The following is a 15,368-nucleotide window of genomic DNA, read 5'->3' as shown; positions in this document are numbered from 1 at the left end:
AGCGGCGGCAGGGCCGGTGCCAGCGCCCGGCGGAACCTCGGGCAACCGGATCGGAGCAGGCAGACCGGTCAAGCCGGGACAGACATCAGACGACCCGCGCCGAACGGCGGCGTAGCCGAGGAACTCGGCAGCCTCATCGCGATGGCAGCGACAGCCCAGCACCGGTAGGGTGCCGCGCACCCCGACCCGAATAGTGATCATGCCGTCGGCACTCCCGCCATCACCGGCGCGTCCGCCCACGCCGGGCCGCCCGGGAAGCGGTACTGCGCCAACGAGTCGGGCAGGATCCGGGCGCTCATGCCGGGCGCGTCGGGGGCGAGGTATCGTCCGCCGCTGACGCGTACCGGGTCGACGAAGTGCTCGTGCAGGTGATCGACGTACTCGATGGCCCGCCCCTCGGTGCTGCCGCTGATCGCGACGAAGTCGAACATGGCCAGATGCTGCACCAGCTCACACAGCCCCACTCCCCCGGCGTGCGGGCAGACCGGCACCCCGAACTTCGCGGCGAGCAACAGGATCGCCAGGTTCTCGTTGACTCCGGCGACGCGGCAGGCGTCGATCTGCACCACGTCGACGGCGTCGGCCTGGAGCAACTGCTTGAACATGACCGCGTTGTGCACGTGCTCGCCGGTGGCCACCTTGACCGGGGCGAGCGCCTTGCGTACGGCCCCGTGCCCGAGCACGTCGTCCGGCGAGGTCGGCTCCTCGATCCAGTACGGGTCGAACTCGGCCAGCTCCCGCATCCAGCGGATCGCCTCGGGCACGCCCCAGATCTGGTTCGCGTCGACCGCGATCCGGACGTCCGGCCCGACGGCCCGTCGGGCGATGCCCATCCGGCGTACGTCGTCGGTCAGGTTCCCGCCCACCTTGAGCTTGATCAGTCGGTAGCCGGCCTCGACCGCCTCCCGGCAGAGCCGGGCCAGTTTCTCGTCGTCGTAGCCCAGCCAGCCGGGGGTGGTGGTGTACGCCGGATAGCCCTCGGCCCGTAGCCGCCGCTCGCGCTCGGCCCGCCCGCCCTCGGCGGCCCGCAGCAACGCCACCGCCTCGTCCTCGGTGAGGGCGTCGCGCAGGTAACGGAAGTCGACCTGGGCGACCAACTGCTCCGGGGTGAGGTCGGCGAGCAGCTTCCACAACGGCTTCTCCGCCCGCCGGGCCGCGAGGTCCCACACCGCGTTGACGAGGCCACCGGCGGCCATGTGCACGACCCCCTTCTCCGGCCCGAGCCAGCGGATCTGGCTGTCGCCGACGAGCCGGCGGGCCAGCGCCCCCGGATCGGCGACCAGCTCGTCGACCGGCTGGCCGACCACCATCGGGGCGAGTGCCTGCACCGCCGCGACCTGGAGGTCGGTGCCCCGGCCCACGGTGAAGACCAGCCCGTGTCCCTCGGCACCGGCCGATGTCCGCACGATGACGTACGCGGCCGAGTAGTCGGGGAACGGGTTCATCGCGTCCGACCCGTCGCGATGCCGGGACGTGGGGAACCGTACGTCGATGGTTTCTACGGACGAGATGCGCTCACTCACCAGTAACTCCTGAGGGTCGAGCAGGTGGGCCTGGTTGCCTGCCTCGCGATGGGTCCGGCCGACGGGCGGGCCGCCTCACGTCTGTGCCTTGCCTCCGGTGATGCGGGAGACCACCAGGGCCACCAGGATGACGGTGCCGTTGAGGAAGTTCGTCCACTGCGCGGGCACCCCGGCCAGGGTCAACACGTTAATGATCATGAACAGCAGCAGGACGCCGGTGAAGGCGCCGAAGACGCTGCCCTTGCCGCCGTTGAGGCTGACGCCACCGATCACCGCCGCCGCGAAGACCTGGAAGATGGCGCCGCTGCCCTGGGCCGACGGCACCGCCGCCAGCCGGCCGCTGATCAGCAGACCGGCGAGCGCCGCGAGCACACTGGCGACGATGAGGGCCAGCCAGAGCACCCGGTCGGTCCGGATACCCGCCGCCCGGGCCGCGTCGGCGTTGCCGCCGATCGCGTACAACGCCCGCCCGGCCCGGGTGTAACCGAGAACGACGATCCCGGCGGCGAACAGCAGCAGTGACAGCCAGATCGAGGCCGGCACGCCGACCCAGGTGGCGGAGCCGAGATAGGTCATCGACTCGGGCAGCATGAAGAAGGTCTGACCACCGGAGATGCCGGTGAGCAGCCCACGCAGGACGATAAGCATGCCCAGCGTGACGACGAAGCCGTTGAGGCCGAAGCGGACGATGAGCAGCCCGTTGAAGGCGCCGACGAGGGCGCCGACGAGCAGCACCACCGGGACCGACCAGGCGTCCGGCAGCACGTCGAGACCGAGACCCCGGGTCAACGCGGGATCCACCACCAGCCAGGCGGCGATGCCCGGGGCGAGACCGAAGGTGGACTCCAGCGACAGGTCCATCTTGCCGGTGATCAGCACGATGGTCTGGGCGAGGACCACGATGGCGATCTCCGACATGCTCTGCAGCACGTTGATGATGTTGTCGGTGCTGAGGAAGACCGGGCTGACGATGGACCCGACGATCGCGACCGCGATGATCGCCGGCACCAGCGCCAGGTCACGTAGCCGGGCGATGGCCAGGCTCCGCGACGAGGAATCCCGGGTTGGCGGTGGCGGCGTGGCGGCCGGCCGCGCGGTGGTGGAGAGCGTCTCAGACATGGTGGAGATCCACCCCTTCCATGGCGGCTACCAGCTCGTTGTCGCTCCAGCCGTGGGCCGTCTCGCGGACGACCCGCCCCTGGAACATGACCAGTACGCGATCACAGATCCGCAGGTCGTCGAGTTCGTCGGAGACGACAAGCACACTGGTACCGCGACGGCGTACCTCCTCGACGACACCGAGCAGGGTCTGCTTGGAGCGCACGTCCACCCCGGCGGTCGGGGTGATCAGGACCAGCAGCTTCGGATCGCTGGCCAGCGCCCGGCCCATCACCACCTTCTGCTGGTTGCCGCCGGACAGCTCGGAAACCGGAACCTGCGGCCCGGCCGCCTTGATCGCCAGGTCGGTGATGGTGTCCCGGGCCACCGCGTCACGCCGGGCCGGCGAGATGAGGCCCCGCCGACCGATCCGGTCCGGCACGGTCATGGTGACGTTCTCGGCGATGGACAGCAGCGGCACCAGCCCTTCGCGGTGCCGGTCCTGCGGCACCAGCCCGACACCCGCGTCGAGGGCGTCGGGCACGCTGCCGGGCCGCAGCGCCCGCCCGTCGACGACGACCGTCCCGCCCGCCGGCCGGGCCAGGCCGACGATCGCCTCGGCGACCTCGACCTTGCCGCTGCCACCGCCGCCCGCGATGCCCACCACCTCGCCCGCCCGGACCTCGACGGACAGCTCCGCGCCGGAGGCGGTGACCAGGTCGCGTACGGCGAGCAGCACCGGCGCGTCGGCGGGCAGCGACCGGTGGTCGGCCTCGGGCATGGTCACGTCCTCGCCGGTCATCGCGGCGACCAACGCCGGTCGGCTCAGCTGCGCCACCGGGGCGGTGACGATGTGCCGGGCGTCGCGGAAGACCGTCACCTGGTCGCAGATCTCGTAGATCTCCTGAAGGTGATGGCTGATGAACAGGAACGTCACGCCCTGCGCCCGCAGCTCCCGGATCCGGGCGAACAGCCGGTTGATGCCCGCGGCGTCGAGTTGGGCGGTCGGTTCGTCGAGGATGATGAACCGGGCACCGAAGGAGAGCGCCCGGGCGATCTCGACGAACTGCCGCTGCTCGACGGAGAGCGTCGATGCGGGCTGACGTACGTCGACCTCCACCGACCACTCCGCCAGCAACTCCTCCGCCGCCCGACGCAGCCGCGACCAGCGGATCAACCCGGCCCGACCGCGGGCGTGCCGGTTGAGGAACAGGTTCTCCGCGACGGTGAGCGTGCCGATGATTGTGGACTTCTGGTAGACGCAGGCCACCCGCTTGCGCCAGGCGTCACGGTCGCCCAGCGGCGGTGCCGGACGCCCGTCGAAGGCCACCGCGCCGTCGTCGGCGGCCTGCAACCCGGTGAGGATGCTGACCAGGGTGGACTTGCCGGCGCCGTTGCGCCCCACCAGAGCGTGGGTCTCGCCACGGCGGACCACGATCCCCGCGTCGGCCAGGGCCACCGTCGACCCGAACCGTTTGGTGATGTTCACGGCCTCCACGACGGGCTGGTCGGCACCGACCAGCCCGTCGGTCGGCCCGTGCGGGACGACGCTCATGGGTTGTTGCCCCACAGGGACGGGTCGTCGAACTTCAGGGTGGGCTCTCCCGCGATCGGCGCACCGTCCGACGTCACCAGCGGTGCCGGCAGTTGGTCCTCCAGCAGGCCGTCGCGCACCTGGATGATGTTGCTGCCGTGCTCGGTCGGGCCGGGTTGGAAGGTCTTGCCCTCGATCGCCGCCTGCACGTACTCCAGCCCGTACCTGGCGTAGAGGTCGGCCGGCTGGCTGACGGTGGCGTCGATCAGACCCTCACCGATGTTCTTCAGCTCCTCGGGGATGCCGTCGTTGGAGACCACGAAGACGTGCTTCGGGTCGCTCGGCGGCACCTGGAGACCCCGCTGCTTGAGGATCTGGAGGGTCCCGGACAGGGCGAAGGAGGACTGCATGTAGATGCCCTTGACGTCCGGGTCGGAGGCGAACCGGGTCTGTAGCTTCGACGCCGCCACGTCGGCCTTCCAGTCGGTGGCCTCGCCGAAGACGGTGATCTCGGGGAACTGCTGCTGCATGCACTCGTTGAATGCCTCGGTGCGGTCCCGGCCGTTGATCGAGTCGAGGCCGCCCTGGAGCATCACGACCTTGCCCTTGCCGCCGAGCTTGGTACCGAGGAACTGGCACGCCTTGATGCCGTAGGCCCGGTTGTCGGCACGGACGACCATGAACACGTTGCCGGTGTCCGGCCGGGTGTCGATGGTGACCACCGGGATCTTCTTGCTGTCCAGTTGGGACAGGGTCGGCGCGATGGCGGCGGTGTCCTGCGGTGCCATCACCACACCCTTGACGCCCTGACTGATGAAGGTCTGGGTGTTCGAGATCAGGTTGGCGATGTCGTTCTGCGAGTTGGTCGTCTTGACCTCGACACCCAACTCGTCGGCGAACTGCGGGACGTACTTGATGTAGGAGTTCCAGAAGTCCGTGTCGGAGCGGGGGTAGTCGACCCCGATGACCTGGGAGCCGCCCGATCCGGTCCCGTCGGCCGTGCCGTCACCACAGCCGGCCGCGAAGGTGGCCGACGCACCGAGCAGCAGCGTCAGCCCCACGCTCGTCAGTGCCCTGTTCTTCATTGTCGTTCCTCCATATCCAGGCGTCACCCCACGTGCTCGCCCTGGCCGGGTCGGGCCGTGACGAAGCACGTGTCGGACGTGACGTGCGAAGGGTTCATGCCGAGCCGATGGTCCACAGCAGATTCGTGCTGCCGTCCGGTTGGCGATTCGGTACCGCCGGTTCGCCCTGCTCGGTGATCTGCCACTGTCGGTGTCGCTGCCCATTTCACAGGGGAACGGGACATGGCGATCCCTCCAGAACACGATGGCGGGGCGGTGGACCACGTGGCTCAGACATCAGACGTTAGGGGTTACAGACATGTGACGTCAACGGCCAAGATTCCGTCATAGCGCCACACGAGAGCGCTCGGAGCGCAGCAGACATCAGATGCATCGCGACGAAGAGCGCTGCGGGCGGCAGCTGACGCGACCGGCGACAACCCGCGAGGCGGGGACATCGAGCCGGCGATGTTGGCGATCACATCAGCGCGGCTGTGTCTGTCCCTCCGGGTGCGGAGGTGCCATGTGCGAACGCTAACATCGATGGCAATGACATTGCTAGCTTGTTTCGGACGCGAATCAGGAGAATCTGAGCTGTCAGCGGTAGCGCCGGACACCGTGGTCGCGCCAAATGTGTCAGCCCTGTCTGCCAGGGTGGTGGCCTGGACGCGAACCGATTGGAGCAACCCGATGAGCCGCCACATCCAGGTCACCTTCGACGCCCACGACCCGACGGCGTTGTCGACGTTCTGGCGTGACGTGCTGGGCTACGTGCATCCCGGCCCGCCCGGAGTCGACCTGCCCGAGGGCGCCGACCCGCTGGCCGCGTGGGACGACTTCCTCGCCCGGATCGGCGTACCGCCCGAGCAGCGCAACACCCGGTCGGCAATCGAGGACCCGGAGGGGCACGGTCCACGGCTGTTCTTCCAGCAGGTCCCGGAGGACAAGATCGTCAAGAACCGGGTGCACCTCGACGTGCGGGCCGCGCCCGGGCTCACCGGAGCGGAACGGATGGCGGCCTTGCAGTCCGAGTGTGATCGGCTTGTCGCGTTGGGCGCCACCCAGGTACGCCGGGTCGAGCCCGCACCACCGCTTGAGGCGGGCTTCATCGTGCTGACCGACCCCGAGGGCAACGAGTTCTGCCTCGACTGACTGGGCTTGCGACGATTCCGGATGCTACGCCGAATCCCGTTGCGCCGCGATGAACGCCAACAGCTCGGCGTGCGTACCCGTGTCGGCCGCCGCGACGAGCCCGCCCCGGCCGCTGTGCCAGGGCTGGCCGTCGATCCCGGTCACCACGCAGCCGGCCGCCGCACAGAGCGCGATGCCGGCGGCGAAGTGCACACTGTCGCGCAGCTCGCCGTCAGTCACGTACGCCGCGCGCCGGCCGGCCGCGACCCATGCCAACGCCAAGGTGGTCGACACGACCCGGGGCCGGAAACGCTCCACGAACCGCTCGTCAGCCAACAGCCGGGCGGCCCGGAACACCCGCTCGTTCGGGTATGGCGGATCGAGATTGACGTCCACCAGCTTGGATGCCGCCGACGGCGTGAGTTGCTTGTCGACACCGCCGCACCGCACCCGGGCGGCGGTGCCGTCGGTCCAGAAGACCTCCTGCGCGAACGGGTCCACGGCGGCCGCCACCCCGACCTCCGTGCCGACCCGCAGGGCCACGTTCACCGAGACCAGCGTGGTGTGTACGGCGAAGTTCAGCGTCCCGCAGAGCGGATCGACAAGCCAGACGCGCCCGTCCCCGACGGAGCCGCTGCGTCCGCTCTCCTCGGCCAACACGACGTCGTCGGGTCGCGCGGACCGCAGCACGCCGAGGATGGCCTGCTCCGCCTCGATGTCGGCGGTGGTGGCGAAGTCCCAACCCGACTTCGCGAACTGTGCCACCGCTGTGCCGTGGTGCGAGCGCACCACCTCGGCACCGGCCTGCGCCGCCCGGATCGCGAGATCAGCATCAACAAGCGACATCCGACCACCGTACGTCGGTCCCGGTCGCGGGTGTGCCCCGGCCCAGTCGAGCGGCAGCGCCGGGGCCACCCGCGTCGGTCACCTATCGCCCGAGGCAGTCCCGGAGCGCTGCGGAGAGCAGGTTGGCCCGCTCGTCGTCGAAGCCGCCCATCTGGTTGACGACGTAACCGAAGCCGACCTGGTGGGTGTCGTCGCCGAAGGCCAGGTGCCCGCCCGCGCCGTCGTGGCCGAAGCTGCGCGCGCCGACCATCGGGCGTGGTTCCGAGTGCACCAGGAAACCGGTACCCCAGCGGTGTCCCGCATCGGGGAGCCCGTAGACCTGTTGTCCGCTGACCTGGACCGTGACGGCGTCATCGACGGAAGCGGGGCTGAGCAGCCGCGCACCGGCCACCTCGGAGACGCAGGCGGCGTAGAGCCGGGCCAGGCTCTCGGCCGTGCTGACCGCGCCCGCGCCCGGGATCTGTGCGGCCTGTATGGCTGGGTCGTTGAAGCTGACCAGGCCGTTCTCGTCGGCCGGAAAGGCAAAGGCACCGCCCATGGTGATGCCGCGCTCGGCGACCGGATCGCCGGCCGGGACGGGCTCGCCGATCGGCGCCAGCATCCAGGCGACCGCGTCCCGCTCGGCGGCCGGCAGGCCGATCCAGGTACGCAGGCCGAGCGGCTCGCCGAGGGCCCGGGCGAAGTAGACACCGGGCAGCTCACCGGTGATCCGCCGGATCACCTCGCCGATCAGCCAGCCGTAGGTGATCGCATGGTAGCTGTGCGCCGTGCCCGGCTTCCACAGTGGAGCCTGTGCCTCGATCGCCTTGATCACCGGATCCCAGGCGAGCACCTCCTCGCGGGAGAAGGGCTGATCCAGCGCCGGCAGGCCAGCCTGGTGGGTGAGCAGCCACCGGACCGGGATCTCCGCCTTGCCGTGCTGACCGAACTCCGGCCAGTAGCGGGTGACCGGCGCGTCGAGATCCAACCGCCCCTCCTGCACCAGCAGGTACGCGCAGATCGCCATGATCCCCTTGGTGCAGGAGAAGACGACGGCGGGCGTGTCCGCGGCCCAGGGGCGCCCCGACCGGGTGTCGGCCAGCCCACCGTGCAGGTCGACGACCTTACGGCCGCGCAGGTAGACGGCGACCGCGGCGCCCACCTCCTGCCGGTGGGCGAAGTTGTCCCGAAACACGTCGGCGACCCGGCCGAAGCCCTCGTCGACGTCACCGTGGATCTGGGTGTCGCTCAACCCGCTATCCCTTCACGGAGCCCTGAAGCAGGGCCTTGATGAACTGTCGCTGGAAGATCAGGAACACGATGAGGGTAGGCGTGAGGATGAGCAGTGAGCCAGCGCAGAGCAGCACCAGATCGGTTCCCCACTGCCCCTGGAAGGCGCCGAGAGCGCCGGCCATGGTCCGCTTCGTCGCATCGTCGACGAGCACGATGGCGAGCAGGAACTGGTTCCAGGTCCACAGGAACAACAGAATGGTCAGCGAGGCGATGGCCGGCCGGGCCAGCGGCACGTGGACCCGCCAGAACAGCTGCCAGGTGTTGCTGCCGTCCACCCGCGCCGCCTCGGACAGTTCCCGGGGCACGTTTATGAAGTGGGCACGCATCCAGAAGACCGCGAACGGCATGTAGAGGCCGATCAACGGCAGGACGATCGCCCATCGGGTGTTGAGCAGGCCCAGGTCCCGCATCTGGTAGTACAGCGGGGTGACCACCGCCTCGAAGGGCAGGGTCAGGCCGAGCAGCAGCAGCCCGAAGGCGAGGTGGCCACCGGGCACCCGCAGGTGACCGAGGCCGAATCCGGCCATGGTCGCGATGAGTACGCCGACCGGCACCACTCCGGCCACGATCAGCGCACTCGACTTCAGCAGGGCGCCCATGTTCGCGGCGGTGAAGGCGTCGACGAAGTTGCCCCACTGCGGATCGGTGGGCCAGGCCAGGCCGGTGGGCACCGTACCGCGTGGTTGCAGGGCCGCCGACAGCATGCTCAGGAACGGCAGCAGGGTGACCACGACCAGCGCGATCAGGAAGATGCGTCCGGTCAGCCGCTCGCTGCGGGTGGTCAGGTTCATCACTTCTCTCCCCGGGTCAGCCGCTGGATCGGCAGTACGCACACCAGCACCAGCGCCATCAGCACCACCGCGAGGGCCGAGGCGAGGCCGACCTGACGCTGGGAGAAGGCGAGCCGATAGATCTCCAGGCCGGGCACGGTGGTCTGGATCCCCGGGCCACCGCTTGTGGAGATGTAGACGATGTCGAAGCTGGCCAGTGCCGCGATGATGGTCACGGTCAGGCAGATCCCGATCTCCTGGCGCAGGCTGGGCAGGGTGACCGCGAAGAACTCACGCACCGGGCCGGCACCGTCGATGCGGGCGGCCTCGTAGAGCGAAGGGTCGATCTTGCTCATTCCGGTGATCAGCAGGATCGTGCAGAGGCCGAGCATGACCCAGGTGCCGATCACGCCCACCGCCGGCAGCGCGGTGTTGAACTCGCCGAGCCAGGCCCGGGTGACGCCGTCCAGCCCGACGGCCCGCAGCGCCTGGTTGACCAGGCCGTTGGTGGAGAGCACCCAACTCCAGGCGATGCCGGCCGCGACGAGCGGGATCACCTGGGGCAGGAACAGCACGGTCCGGACCATGGTGCCGGCCGGCCCGGTGGTGATCCGCCGGACCAGGCTGGCCACCAGCAGGCCGAGCAGGACCGGGATGAAGCTGAAGAAGATGATCAGAATGAAGGCGTTCGAGATGATCTTCAGCAGGTCCCGGTCGGTGAAGACCGTGAGGTAGTTGTCCAGCCCCGCCCAGCGGGCCGCACCGATGCCGTTCCAGTGGTACAGCGAGTACTGCATGGTCAGCACGAGCGGACGCAGCACGAAGATGCCGTACATGATCAGTGCGGGCAGGACCCAGAGCCACCCGGACCACCGGACCGTGCGGCCCCACCGCTTCCGGTGGGGCCGCGCGGGTGACCGGGTGTCCCCCCGGCCGGGTCGGGACGCGGTGTCCGACCCGGCCGAGGCGCTGCCGAGGGCAGACGTCATCGGGACAGTTCCTTCTCGTACTCGGCCTGGACCGCCTTCACGTACCCCTCCGGGGTCTGCTGGCCGGCGATCAGCTTCTGCATCTCGGGGGTGATGGCCGCGGCGAAGATGCCGCCGGTGGCGTTCGCGGTGAAGTCGACCGCGCCGTTGTCCGCACCGAGCTGCTGCGACGCCTTGAGCGTCTCAGCCAGCACGGTCCCCTCCGACACCGGCGGCAGGGCCAGGTCGGCCGGGCCGCCCGGGTGCGAACCACCAATGGTGACCGAGATCTCCCGGGCCTTGTCGTTGGTGTGCACCCAGTTGAGGAAGAAGGCGGCGGCGTCCGGGTTCTTGGCCTTGGCACCGACGCCGAACGTGTTCGGCGCGGACATCGCGACCCGCTTGGCGTCGGCGGTCTCACCCGGGAAGAGGAAGAAGCCGACCTCGCCGGCCATGTTCTTGTCCAGGTTCCCCGACTCCCAGTCGCCGTTGAACATGAACAGGCCGTTGCCCTTCTGGAACTCGCCCATCATCGCCGTGTAGTCGATGGCGTTTGCGTCCTTCGGGAAGTAGCCGGCCTCGGCCCACTTCTGGATGGTCTGGGTGGCCTTCAGCGCCGCCGGCGTGTCGAAGGTCGCGCCCGGCTTCTGGAAGATCCAGTCGGCGATGGCGGTCGGGTCGCCGTACTGGTTCTGGAGTGCCTGATGGGGGAAGTTGATGCCGGCGGTGTTCTTGTTGAACTGCATGATCGGCAGCAGGTTGGCCGCCTTCGCCTTGGCCAGCAGCTCCTCGAACTCCGCGATGGTGGCCGGCGGCTGGGTCATGCCGACCTGCTCGGCCTGCTTCTTGTTGTAGAAGACGCCGGTCACGCTGTAGCCCAGGCCCATGCCGTACAGCGAGCCGCTGCCGCGCACCGCGCCGCCGTCGGACAGGCGCAGCTGGACCAGCGACGAGGCGGGGAACTTGTCCCAGCCGTACGCGTCGAAGTACGGGTCCAGGTTCTTCAGCAGCCCGTCCTTGACCAGGTCGACCATGGTGGGCAGCCGGATGATGTCCGGCGCGTTGTCCGAGGCGAGCACCCGGGGCGCGTTCTCCGTGATCACGGTGAACTGGTCCTCGCGGACGTTGAACGTGACGTTCGGGTGCTGCTTCGTGAACTCGTCCGCGAGGGCCTTGGCCAGCGGGAAGCCGGTCTCGGCGTACATTTCCAGGGTGATCGGGTCGCTACCCAGCTCGGTGCTCACCGGAGCGTCGGAGTCCCCTGCGGGGGTCTCCTCCGAACCCGGTGCGCTACAGCCGGTGATGGCGATGCTGACGCCCAGTAGTGGCACCAGCAGTGCCAACCGGCGTCGGGTGAATCTCGTCGAGAACTCCGGCACCTCATGCTCCTTGACTCATCCGCGCGCCGGACCGGTTGACGGCCGTCCGTGGCGACCGCCACGAGCCCAGCCCGCCGGCCACCACGTGTCGCACGTCGCGTGCCGAAACTCCGGCTCGCGGCCCGCGGTACCCAATATGACGTCGGTAGACGCGAAGGCGTCCACCGCAGAGGCGAAACCACGTCGCTAAACTGATTTAGCAGAGCATGCGCGCGTCGCCGGGGACTGTCAAGGACGAGTTCGCAACGGTCTGGAAACAACTGGTTCACCGGCCCCCAGCCAGGCCGGGCACACCGCCGGTGACCACGGAATCGACTCGACCCATCATGATGGGACGACGGCGGCGTCGGGACGACCGCCGTGATCGGAGGACGCAATGGGCCGTGAGAGAGCGACACTGGCCGACGTGGCGCGACGGGCCGGTCTGTCCAAGACCGCCGCGTCGATGGTGCTGAACGGGCGCGAGGGCACCCGGCTCTCCGCCGAGGCGCACCAGCGGGTCTTCGCGGCCGCGGAGGAACTCGGCTACCGACCGAACGTGGCCGCCCGCAGCCTGCGGACCCGCAAGACCGCCACCATCGCGTTCGTCTCCGACATCGTCGCCACCACCCGCTTCGCCGGTGGCCTCATCCGCGGCGCGCTGGACGCCGCCCGCGAGCGCGACCACGTCCTGCTGATCACCGAGACGCAGGGCGACGCGACGTTCGAGCGGTACGCCATCGAGGCCATCCTCGACCGCCAGGTCGACGGCGTGATCTACGCGGCCATGGCGACCCGCCGGCTGGCGGTGCCGCCGGCCATCCTCGGCGGCTCGGTGGTGCTGCTCAACGCGACCAGTCCGGAGCCGTTGCCCTGCGTGCTGCCCGACGACGAGGGTGCCGGCGCGATGGTCGCCGAGACCCTGCTCGCGCAGGGCCACCGGGACCGGATCGCCCTGATCGGCCGTAACCGGCAGAAGGAACTCGACCCGGAGATCTCGCTGGCCGCCGACGCCCGGCTACGCGGCATCCGGAGCACCCTCGCCGCCGCCGGTGTCGCACTGCTCACCGAGGGCTTCTGCCCGGAGTGGCTGCCGGAGCACGGCTACGCCGCCATGCGTACGCTGCTGGACCGCCCGACCCGCCCCACCGCGGTGATCTGCATGAACGACCGGCTCGCCTTCGGCGCGTACCAGGCGCTCGGCGAGGCCGGCCTGAGCATTCCCGGCGACCTCTCGGTGATCTCCTTCGACGACGACCCGATCGCCGCGTGGCTGCGGCCGGGGCTGTCCACGGCGGCGCTGCCGCACGAACAGATGGGCCGCCGTGCGGTGGAGGTGCTGCTCGACGGCGGTGACGGCGGCGCGTCGTTCGTCCCGATGCCGCTGCGGCGGCGGCGGTCCGTGGCCACGCCCGCCGCCTGAGCCCAACCGTCCCCGCTGACTGCACAGGCCGCACCCGCAGTAGTCGCTAAACCGATTCACTGGTACGTTTCCGGCCATGCTTCGACTGCCCGACCACTGGGTGTGGGACAGCTGGTACGCCCAGGACGACGACGACAACTGGCACGCGTTCTTCCTGCGCGCCTCCCGGGCCCTGCTCGACCCGCACCGCCGCCACCGGCGCGCCTCGATCGGCCACGCGGTCTCCACCGACCTGCGCTCCTGGCAGCTGCGCGCCGACGCCCTCGTACCCGCCGACGCACCCGCCTGGGACGACCTGGCAACCTGGACCGGCTGCACGGTCCGCGGCCCGGACCAGCGGTGGTACCTCTTCTACACCGGGGTCGGTCGGGCGGAGGACGGCCTGGTCCAGCGCATCGGCCTGGCCGTCTCCGACGACCTGGTCAGCTGGCACCGGCACGGCGACACACCGCTACTGGAGGCCGACCCGACCTGGTACGAGCTGCTCGACCGTGAGGTGTGGTACGAGCAGGCCTGGCGCGACCCGTGGGTCTTCCCGGACCCCGACGGTGACGGTTGGCACATGCTGATCACCGCCCGCACCAACCAGGGACCGGGCGACGCGCGCGGCGTCGTCGGCCACGCGACCTCCCCGGACCTGGTGAACTGGACGGTCCGACCGCCACTGTCCACGCCGGCCGGCTTCGGTCACCTGGAGGTGCCGCAGGTCGCCGTCGTCGACGGGCAGCCGCTGCTGCTGTTCTGCACCAACACCTTCGCCGCCGGCCGGGAACCCGAGTCGCGGCTCTGGGTCGCCACCGGGCCCACCGTGCGCGGACCCTGGGACATCGCCGCCGCCCGGCCGATCACCCAACCGCACCTGTACGCACCCCGCCTGGTCCCCGACGGCGACGGCTGGTCCCTCATCGGCTTCGTCGAGCACGCCGACGGCGAGTTCGTCGGGGAAATCAGCGATCCCGTCCCGGTCCGCTACGACCCCGCCGTCGGCCTGGTCGCCCGGCACCCGGCACCCGTCGGTAGCTGAGGTGCCGGCGCCGCCTCCCACCAGGTTCGGGCAGAGAAGGGGCCGCGCCGTCCACAAATCCTGTTCCGGTCCCACCGTCGTCACGCCGATGTGAGGATGAGCGCGTACGGGCTCGGCCGCGGCCGGTGCCGCTCGATCCGACCCGACAGGTGGTGAGCATGTCCCACGACAACGGAGTCCGACCCTTCCAGCTCGACGCCCCGGAAGAGTCACTCACGGACCTGCGTCGCCGGATCACGGCCACCCGCTGGCCCACGAGAGAGCTGGTCGCCGACCGCTCTCAGGGCGTGCAGCTGACGACGATCCAGGAGTTGGCCCGTTACTGGGCCACCGAGCACGACTGGCGCGCGGGTGAGGCCAGGTTGAACGCGCTGCCGCAGTACACGACCGAGATCGACGGCGTCGAGATTCACTTCATCCACGTGCGGTCCCGGCACGAGGACGCGCTTCCCCTGATCATGACGCATGGCTGGCCAGGCTCGGTCGTCGAGCTGCTCGGGGTGGTCGGCCCACTCACCGACCCGACGGCGCACGGCGGGCGGGCCGAGGACGCCTTCCACCTGGTGCTGCCGTCGCTGCCCGGCTACGGCCTCTCCGGCGAGCCGACGGTGCCCGGGTGGGACTCCGCCCGGATGGCAGGCGCGTGGGCACAGCTGATGGACCGGCTCGGCTACTCCCGCTACGTCGCGCAGGGCGGCGACGTGGGTGCCTCGGTCACGGACGCGATGGGCCGCCAGGCACCCGACGGGCTGGTCGGCATCCACGTCAACCTGCTCGCCGCGGCGATCGGTCTCAAGGATCAACTGCCGGCGAAGTCCGAACAGGAACGCATGGCGCACGCCGCGCTCACCACGTTCACCACTGACGGTTTCGGCTACTTCCTGGAACAGTCCACCCGACCGCAGACGATCGGCTACTCGCTGCTCGATTCACCAGTCGGGCTGGCGGCGTGGATGCTGGACCACGACACGGACAGCTACTACAAGATCTCCCGCGCGTTCGTCGACGGCGAGCCGGTGGGCGGGCTCACCCGGGACTCCGTCGTCGACAACATCACCCTCTACTGGCTCACCGGCACCGGTGCCTCCTCCGCCCGGTGGTACTGGGAGTTCGGACGATTCCAGGCGGCCGCCGACGCGGCCGGCCAGCCGCCGCCACCGGTCGCTGTCCCGGTCGCCTTCACGGCGTTCCCCGGCGAGATCTGGGCTGCCCCACGTAGCTGGGTCGAAACCGTCTACCCCGGCGTCGCGTACTTCAACGAGGTCGACCGTGGCGGCCACTTCGCTGCCTGGGAGGAGCCGGAACTCTTCTCCGCCGAGGTACGCGCCGCGTTCCGGCCGCTGCGGACGCCCTGAAC

The 15,368-nt window shown here is 69.8% G+C and carries 13 protein-coding genes; 4 read left to right on the top strand and 9 right to left on the bottom strand.

The genetic code is table 11. The features are described 5' to 3' along the window. Positions 1 to 197 precede the first annotated feature (197 nt). From AB0J93_RS10510 to AB0J93_RS10495, 4 genes are all read right to left on the bottom strand, one after another. Positions 198 to 1,526 carry an enolase C-terminal domain-like protein gene (locus tag AB0J93_RS10510; RefSeq protein WP_363920875.1) on the bottom strand — a complete coding sequence of 443 codons (1,329 nt, stop codon included), beginning with the start codon at positions 1,524 to 1,526 and terminating at the stop codon, positions 198 to 200. Between the two features lie 72 nt (positions 1,527 to 1,598). Next, complete coding sequence (locus tag AB0J93_RS10505; protein WP_363920347.1) at positions 1,599 to 2,642, bottom strand: ABC transporter permease; 1,044 nt, start codon at positions 2,640 to 2,642, stop codon at positions 1,599 to 1,601. Beyond that, entirely contained in the window at positions 2,635 to 4,176 is a 1,542-nt protein-coding gene (locus AB0J93_RS10500; protein WP_363920345.1) for a sugar ABC transporter ATP-binding protein, read from the bottom strand. Before AB0J93_RS10500 ends, AB0J93_RS10505 begins: the two co-directional genes overlap by 8 nt. Continuing rightward, on the bottom strand, positions 4,173 to 5,240 hold the full coding sequence (locus AB0J93_RS10495; RefSeq protein ID WP_363920343.1) for a sugar ABC transporter substrate-binding protein: 1,068 nt from the start codon (positions 5,238 to 5,240) through the stop codon (positions 4,173 to 4,175). The genes AB0J93_RS10500 and AB0J93_RS10495 overlap by 4 nt, the downstream gene beginning before the upstream one ends. 669 nt (positions 5,241 to 5,909) lie before the next feature. On the opposite strand from AB0J93_RS10495, the gene AB0J93_RS10490 reads away from it, so the two are divergent. Beyond that, entirely contained in the window at positions 5,910 to 6,371 is a 462-nt protein-coding gene (locus tag AB0J93_RS10490) for a VOC family protein (RefSeq protein WP_363920341.1), read from the top strand. 24 nt (positions 6,372 to 6,395) lie between these two features. Here AB0J93_RS10490 and AB0J93_RS10485 read toward each other — a convergent pair whose 3' ends face one another. The 5 genes from AB0J93_RS10485 to AB0J93_RS10465 all read right to left on the bottom strand — a co-directional run bounded on the left by AB0J93_RS10485 (position 6,396) and on the right by AB0J93_RS10465 (position 11,585). Further along, positions 6,396 to 7,196 (bottom strand): inositol monophosphatase family protein, encoded by an 801-nt coding sequence (locus AB0J93_RS10485; RefSeq protein ID WP_363920339.1) that lies wholly within the window; start codon positions 7,194 to 7,196, stop codon positions 6,396 to 6,398. Between the two features lie 82 nt (positions 7,197 to 7,278). Beyond that, positions 7,279 to 8,427 carry a serine hydrolase domain-containing protein gene (locus AB0J93_RS10480; protein ID WP_363920337.1) on the bottom strand — a complete coding sequence of 383 codons (1,149 nt, stop codon included), beginning with the start codon at positions 8,425 to 8,427 and terminating at the stop codon, positions 7,279 to 7,281. Positions 8,428 to 8,431: 4 nt separating this feature from the next. Then, positions 8,432 to 9,259, bottom strand: a complete 828-nt coding sequence (locus AB0J93_RS10475) for a carbohydrate ABC transporter permease (RefSeq protein WP_210936882.1) — start codon at positions 9,257 to 9,259, stop codon at positions 8,432 to 8,434. Beyond that, complete coding sequence (locus AB0J93_RS10470; RefSeq protein WP_363920334.1) at positions 9,259 to 10,227, bottom strand: sugar ABC transporter permease; 969 nt, start codon at positions 10,225 to 10,227, stop codon at positions 9,259 to 9,261. Before AB0J93_RS10470 ends, AB0J93_RS10475 begins: the two co-directional genes overlap by 1 nt. Continuing rightward, positions 10,224 to 11,585 (bottom strand): extracellular solute-binding protein, encoded by a 1,362-nt coding sequence (locus AB0J93_RS10465; RefSeq protein WP_363920332.1) that lies wholly within the window; start codon positions 11,583 to 11,585, stop codon positions 10,224 to 10,226. Before AB0J93_RS10465 ends, AB0J93_RS10470 begins: the two co-directional genes overlap by 4 nt. Before the next feature lie 376 nt (positions 11,586 to 11,961). Here AB0J93_RS10465 and AB0J93_RS10460 point away from each other — a divergent pair, with 376 nt between their 5' ends. From AB0J93_RS10460 to AB0J93_RS10450, 3 genes are all read left to right on the top strand, one after another. Then, positions 11,962 to 12,987 carry a LacI family DNA-binding transcriptional regulator gene (locus tag AB0J93_RS10460; RefSeq protein WP_363920330.1) on the top strand — a complete coding sequence of 342 codons (1,026 nt, stop codon included), beginning with the start codon at positions 11,962 to 11,964 and terminating at the stop codon, positions 12,985 to 12,987. A gap of 76 nt (positions 12,988 to 13,063) precedes the next feature. Then, on the top strand, positions 13,064 to 14,011 hold the full coding sequence (locus tag AB0J93_RS10455; RefSeq protein ID WP_363920328.1) for a glycosyl hydrolase family 32: 948 nt from the start codon (positions 13,064 to 13,066) through the stop codon (positions 14,009 to 14,011). A 158-nt stretch (positions 14,012 to 14,169) separates the two neighbouring features. Beyond that, a complete protein-coding gene (locus tag AB0J93_RS10450) occupies positions 14,170 to 15,366 on the top strand; it encodes an epoxide hydrolase family protein (RefSeq protein WP_363920326.1) in 1,197 nt (398 codons plus the stop codon). Positions 15,367 to 15,368: the final 2 nt, after the last annotated feature.

The sequence above is a fragment of the Micromonospora sp. NPDC049374 genome, assembly GCF_040677165.1.
Lineage (GTDB): Bacteria > Actinomycetota > Actinomycetes > Mycobacteriales > Micromonosporaceae > Micromonospora.
This window is presented reverse-complemented; position numbering and strand designations above follow the sequence as displayed.

Bases quoted from the DNA above. Each gene is read 5' to 3' on its own strand.
- AB0J93_RS10485 (WP_363920339.1), bottom strand. From the start codon at position 7,196: ATGTCGCTTGTTGATGCTGATCTCGCGATCCGGGCGGCGCAGGCCGGT.
- AB0J93_RS10505 (WP_363920347.1), bottom strand. From the start codon at position 2,642: ATGTCTGAGACGCTCTCCACCACCGCGCGGCCGGCCGCCACGCCGCCA.
- AB0J93_RS10460 (WP_363920330.1), top strand. From the start codon at position 11,962: ATGGGCCGTGAGAGAGCGACACTGGCCGACGTGGCGCGACGGGCCGGT.
- AB0J93_RS10475 (WP_210936882.1), bottom strand. From the start codon at position 9,259: ATGAACCTGACCACCCGCAGCGAGCGGCTGACCGGACGCATCTTCCTG.
- AB0J93_RS10470 (WP_363920334.1), bottom strand. From the start codon at position 10,227: ATGACGTCTGCCCTCGGCAGCGCCTCGGCCGGGTCGGACACCGCGTCC.
- AB0J93_RS10455 (WP_363920328.1), top strand. From the start codon at position 13,064: ATGCTTCGACTGCCCGACCACTGGGTGTGGGACAGCTGGTACGCCCAG.
- AB0J93_RS10450 (WP_363920326.1), top strand. From the start codon at position 14,170: ATGTCCCACGACAACGGAGTCCGACCCTTCCAGCTCGACGCCCCGGAA.
- AB0J93_RS10500 (WP_363920345.1), bottom strand. From the start codon at position 4,176: ATGAGCGTCGTCCCGCACGGGCCGACCGACGGGCTGGTCGGTGCCGAC.
- AB0J93_RS10495 (WP_363920343.1), bottom strand. From the start codon at position 5,240: ATGAAGAACAGGGCACTGACGAGCGTGGGGCTGACGCTGCTGCTCGGT.
- AB0J93_RS10490 (WP_363920341.1), top strand. From the start codon at position 5,910: ATGAGCCGCCACATCCAGGTCACCTTCGACGCCCACGACCCGACGGCG.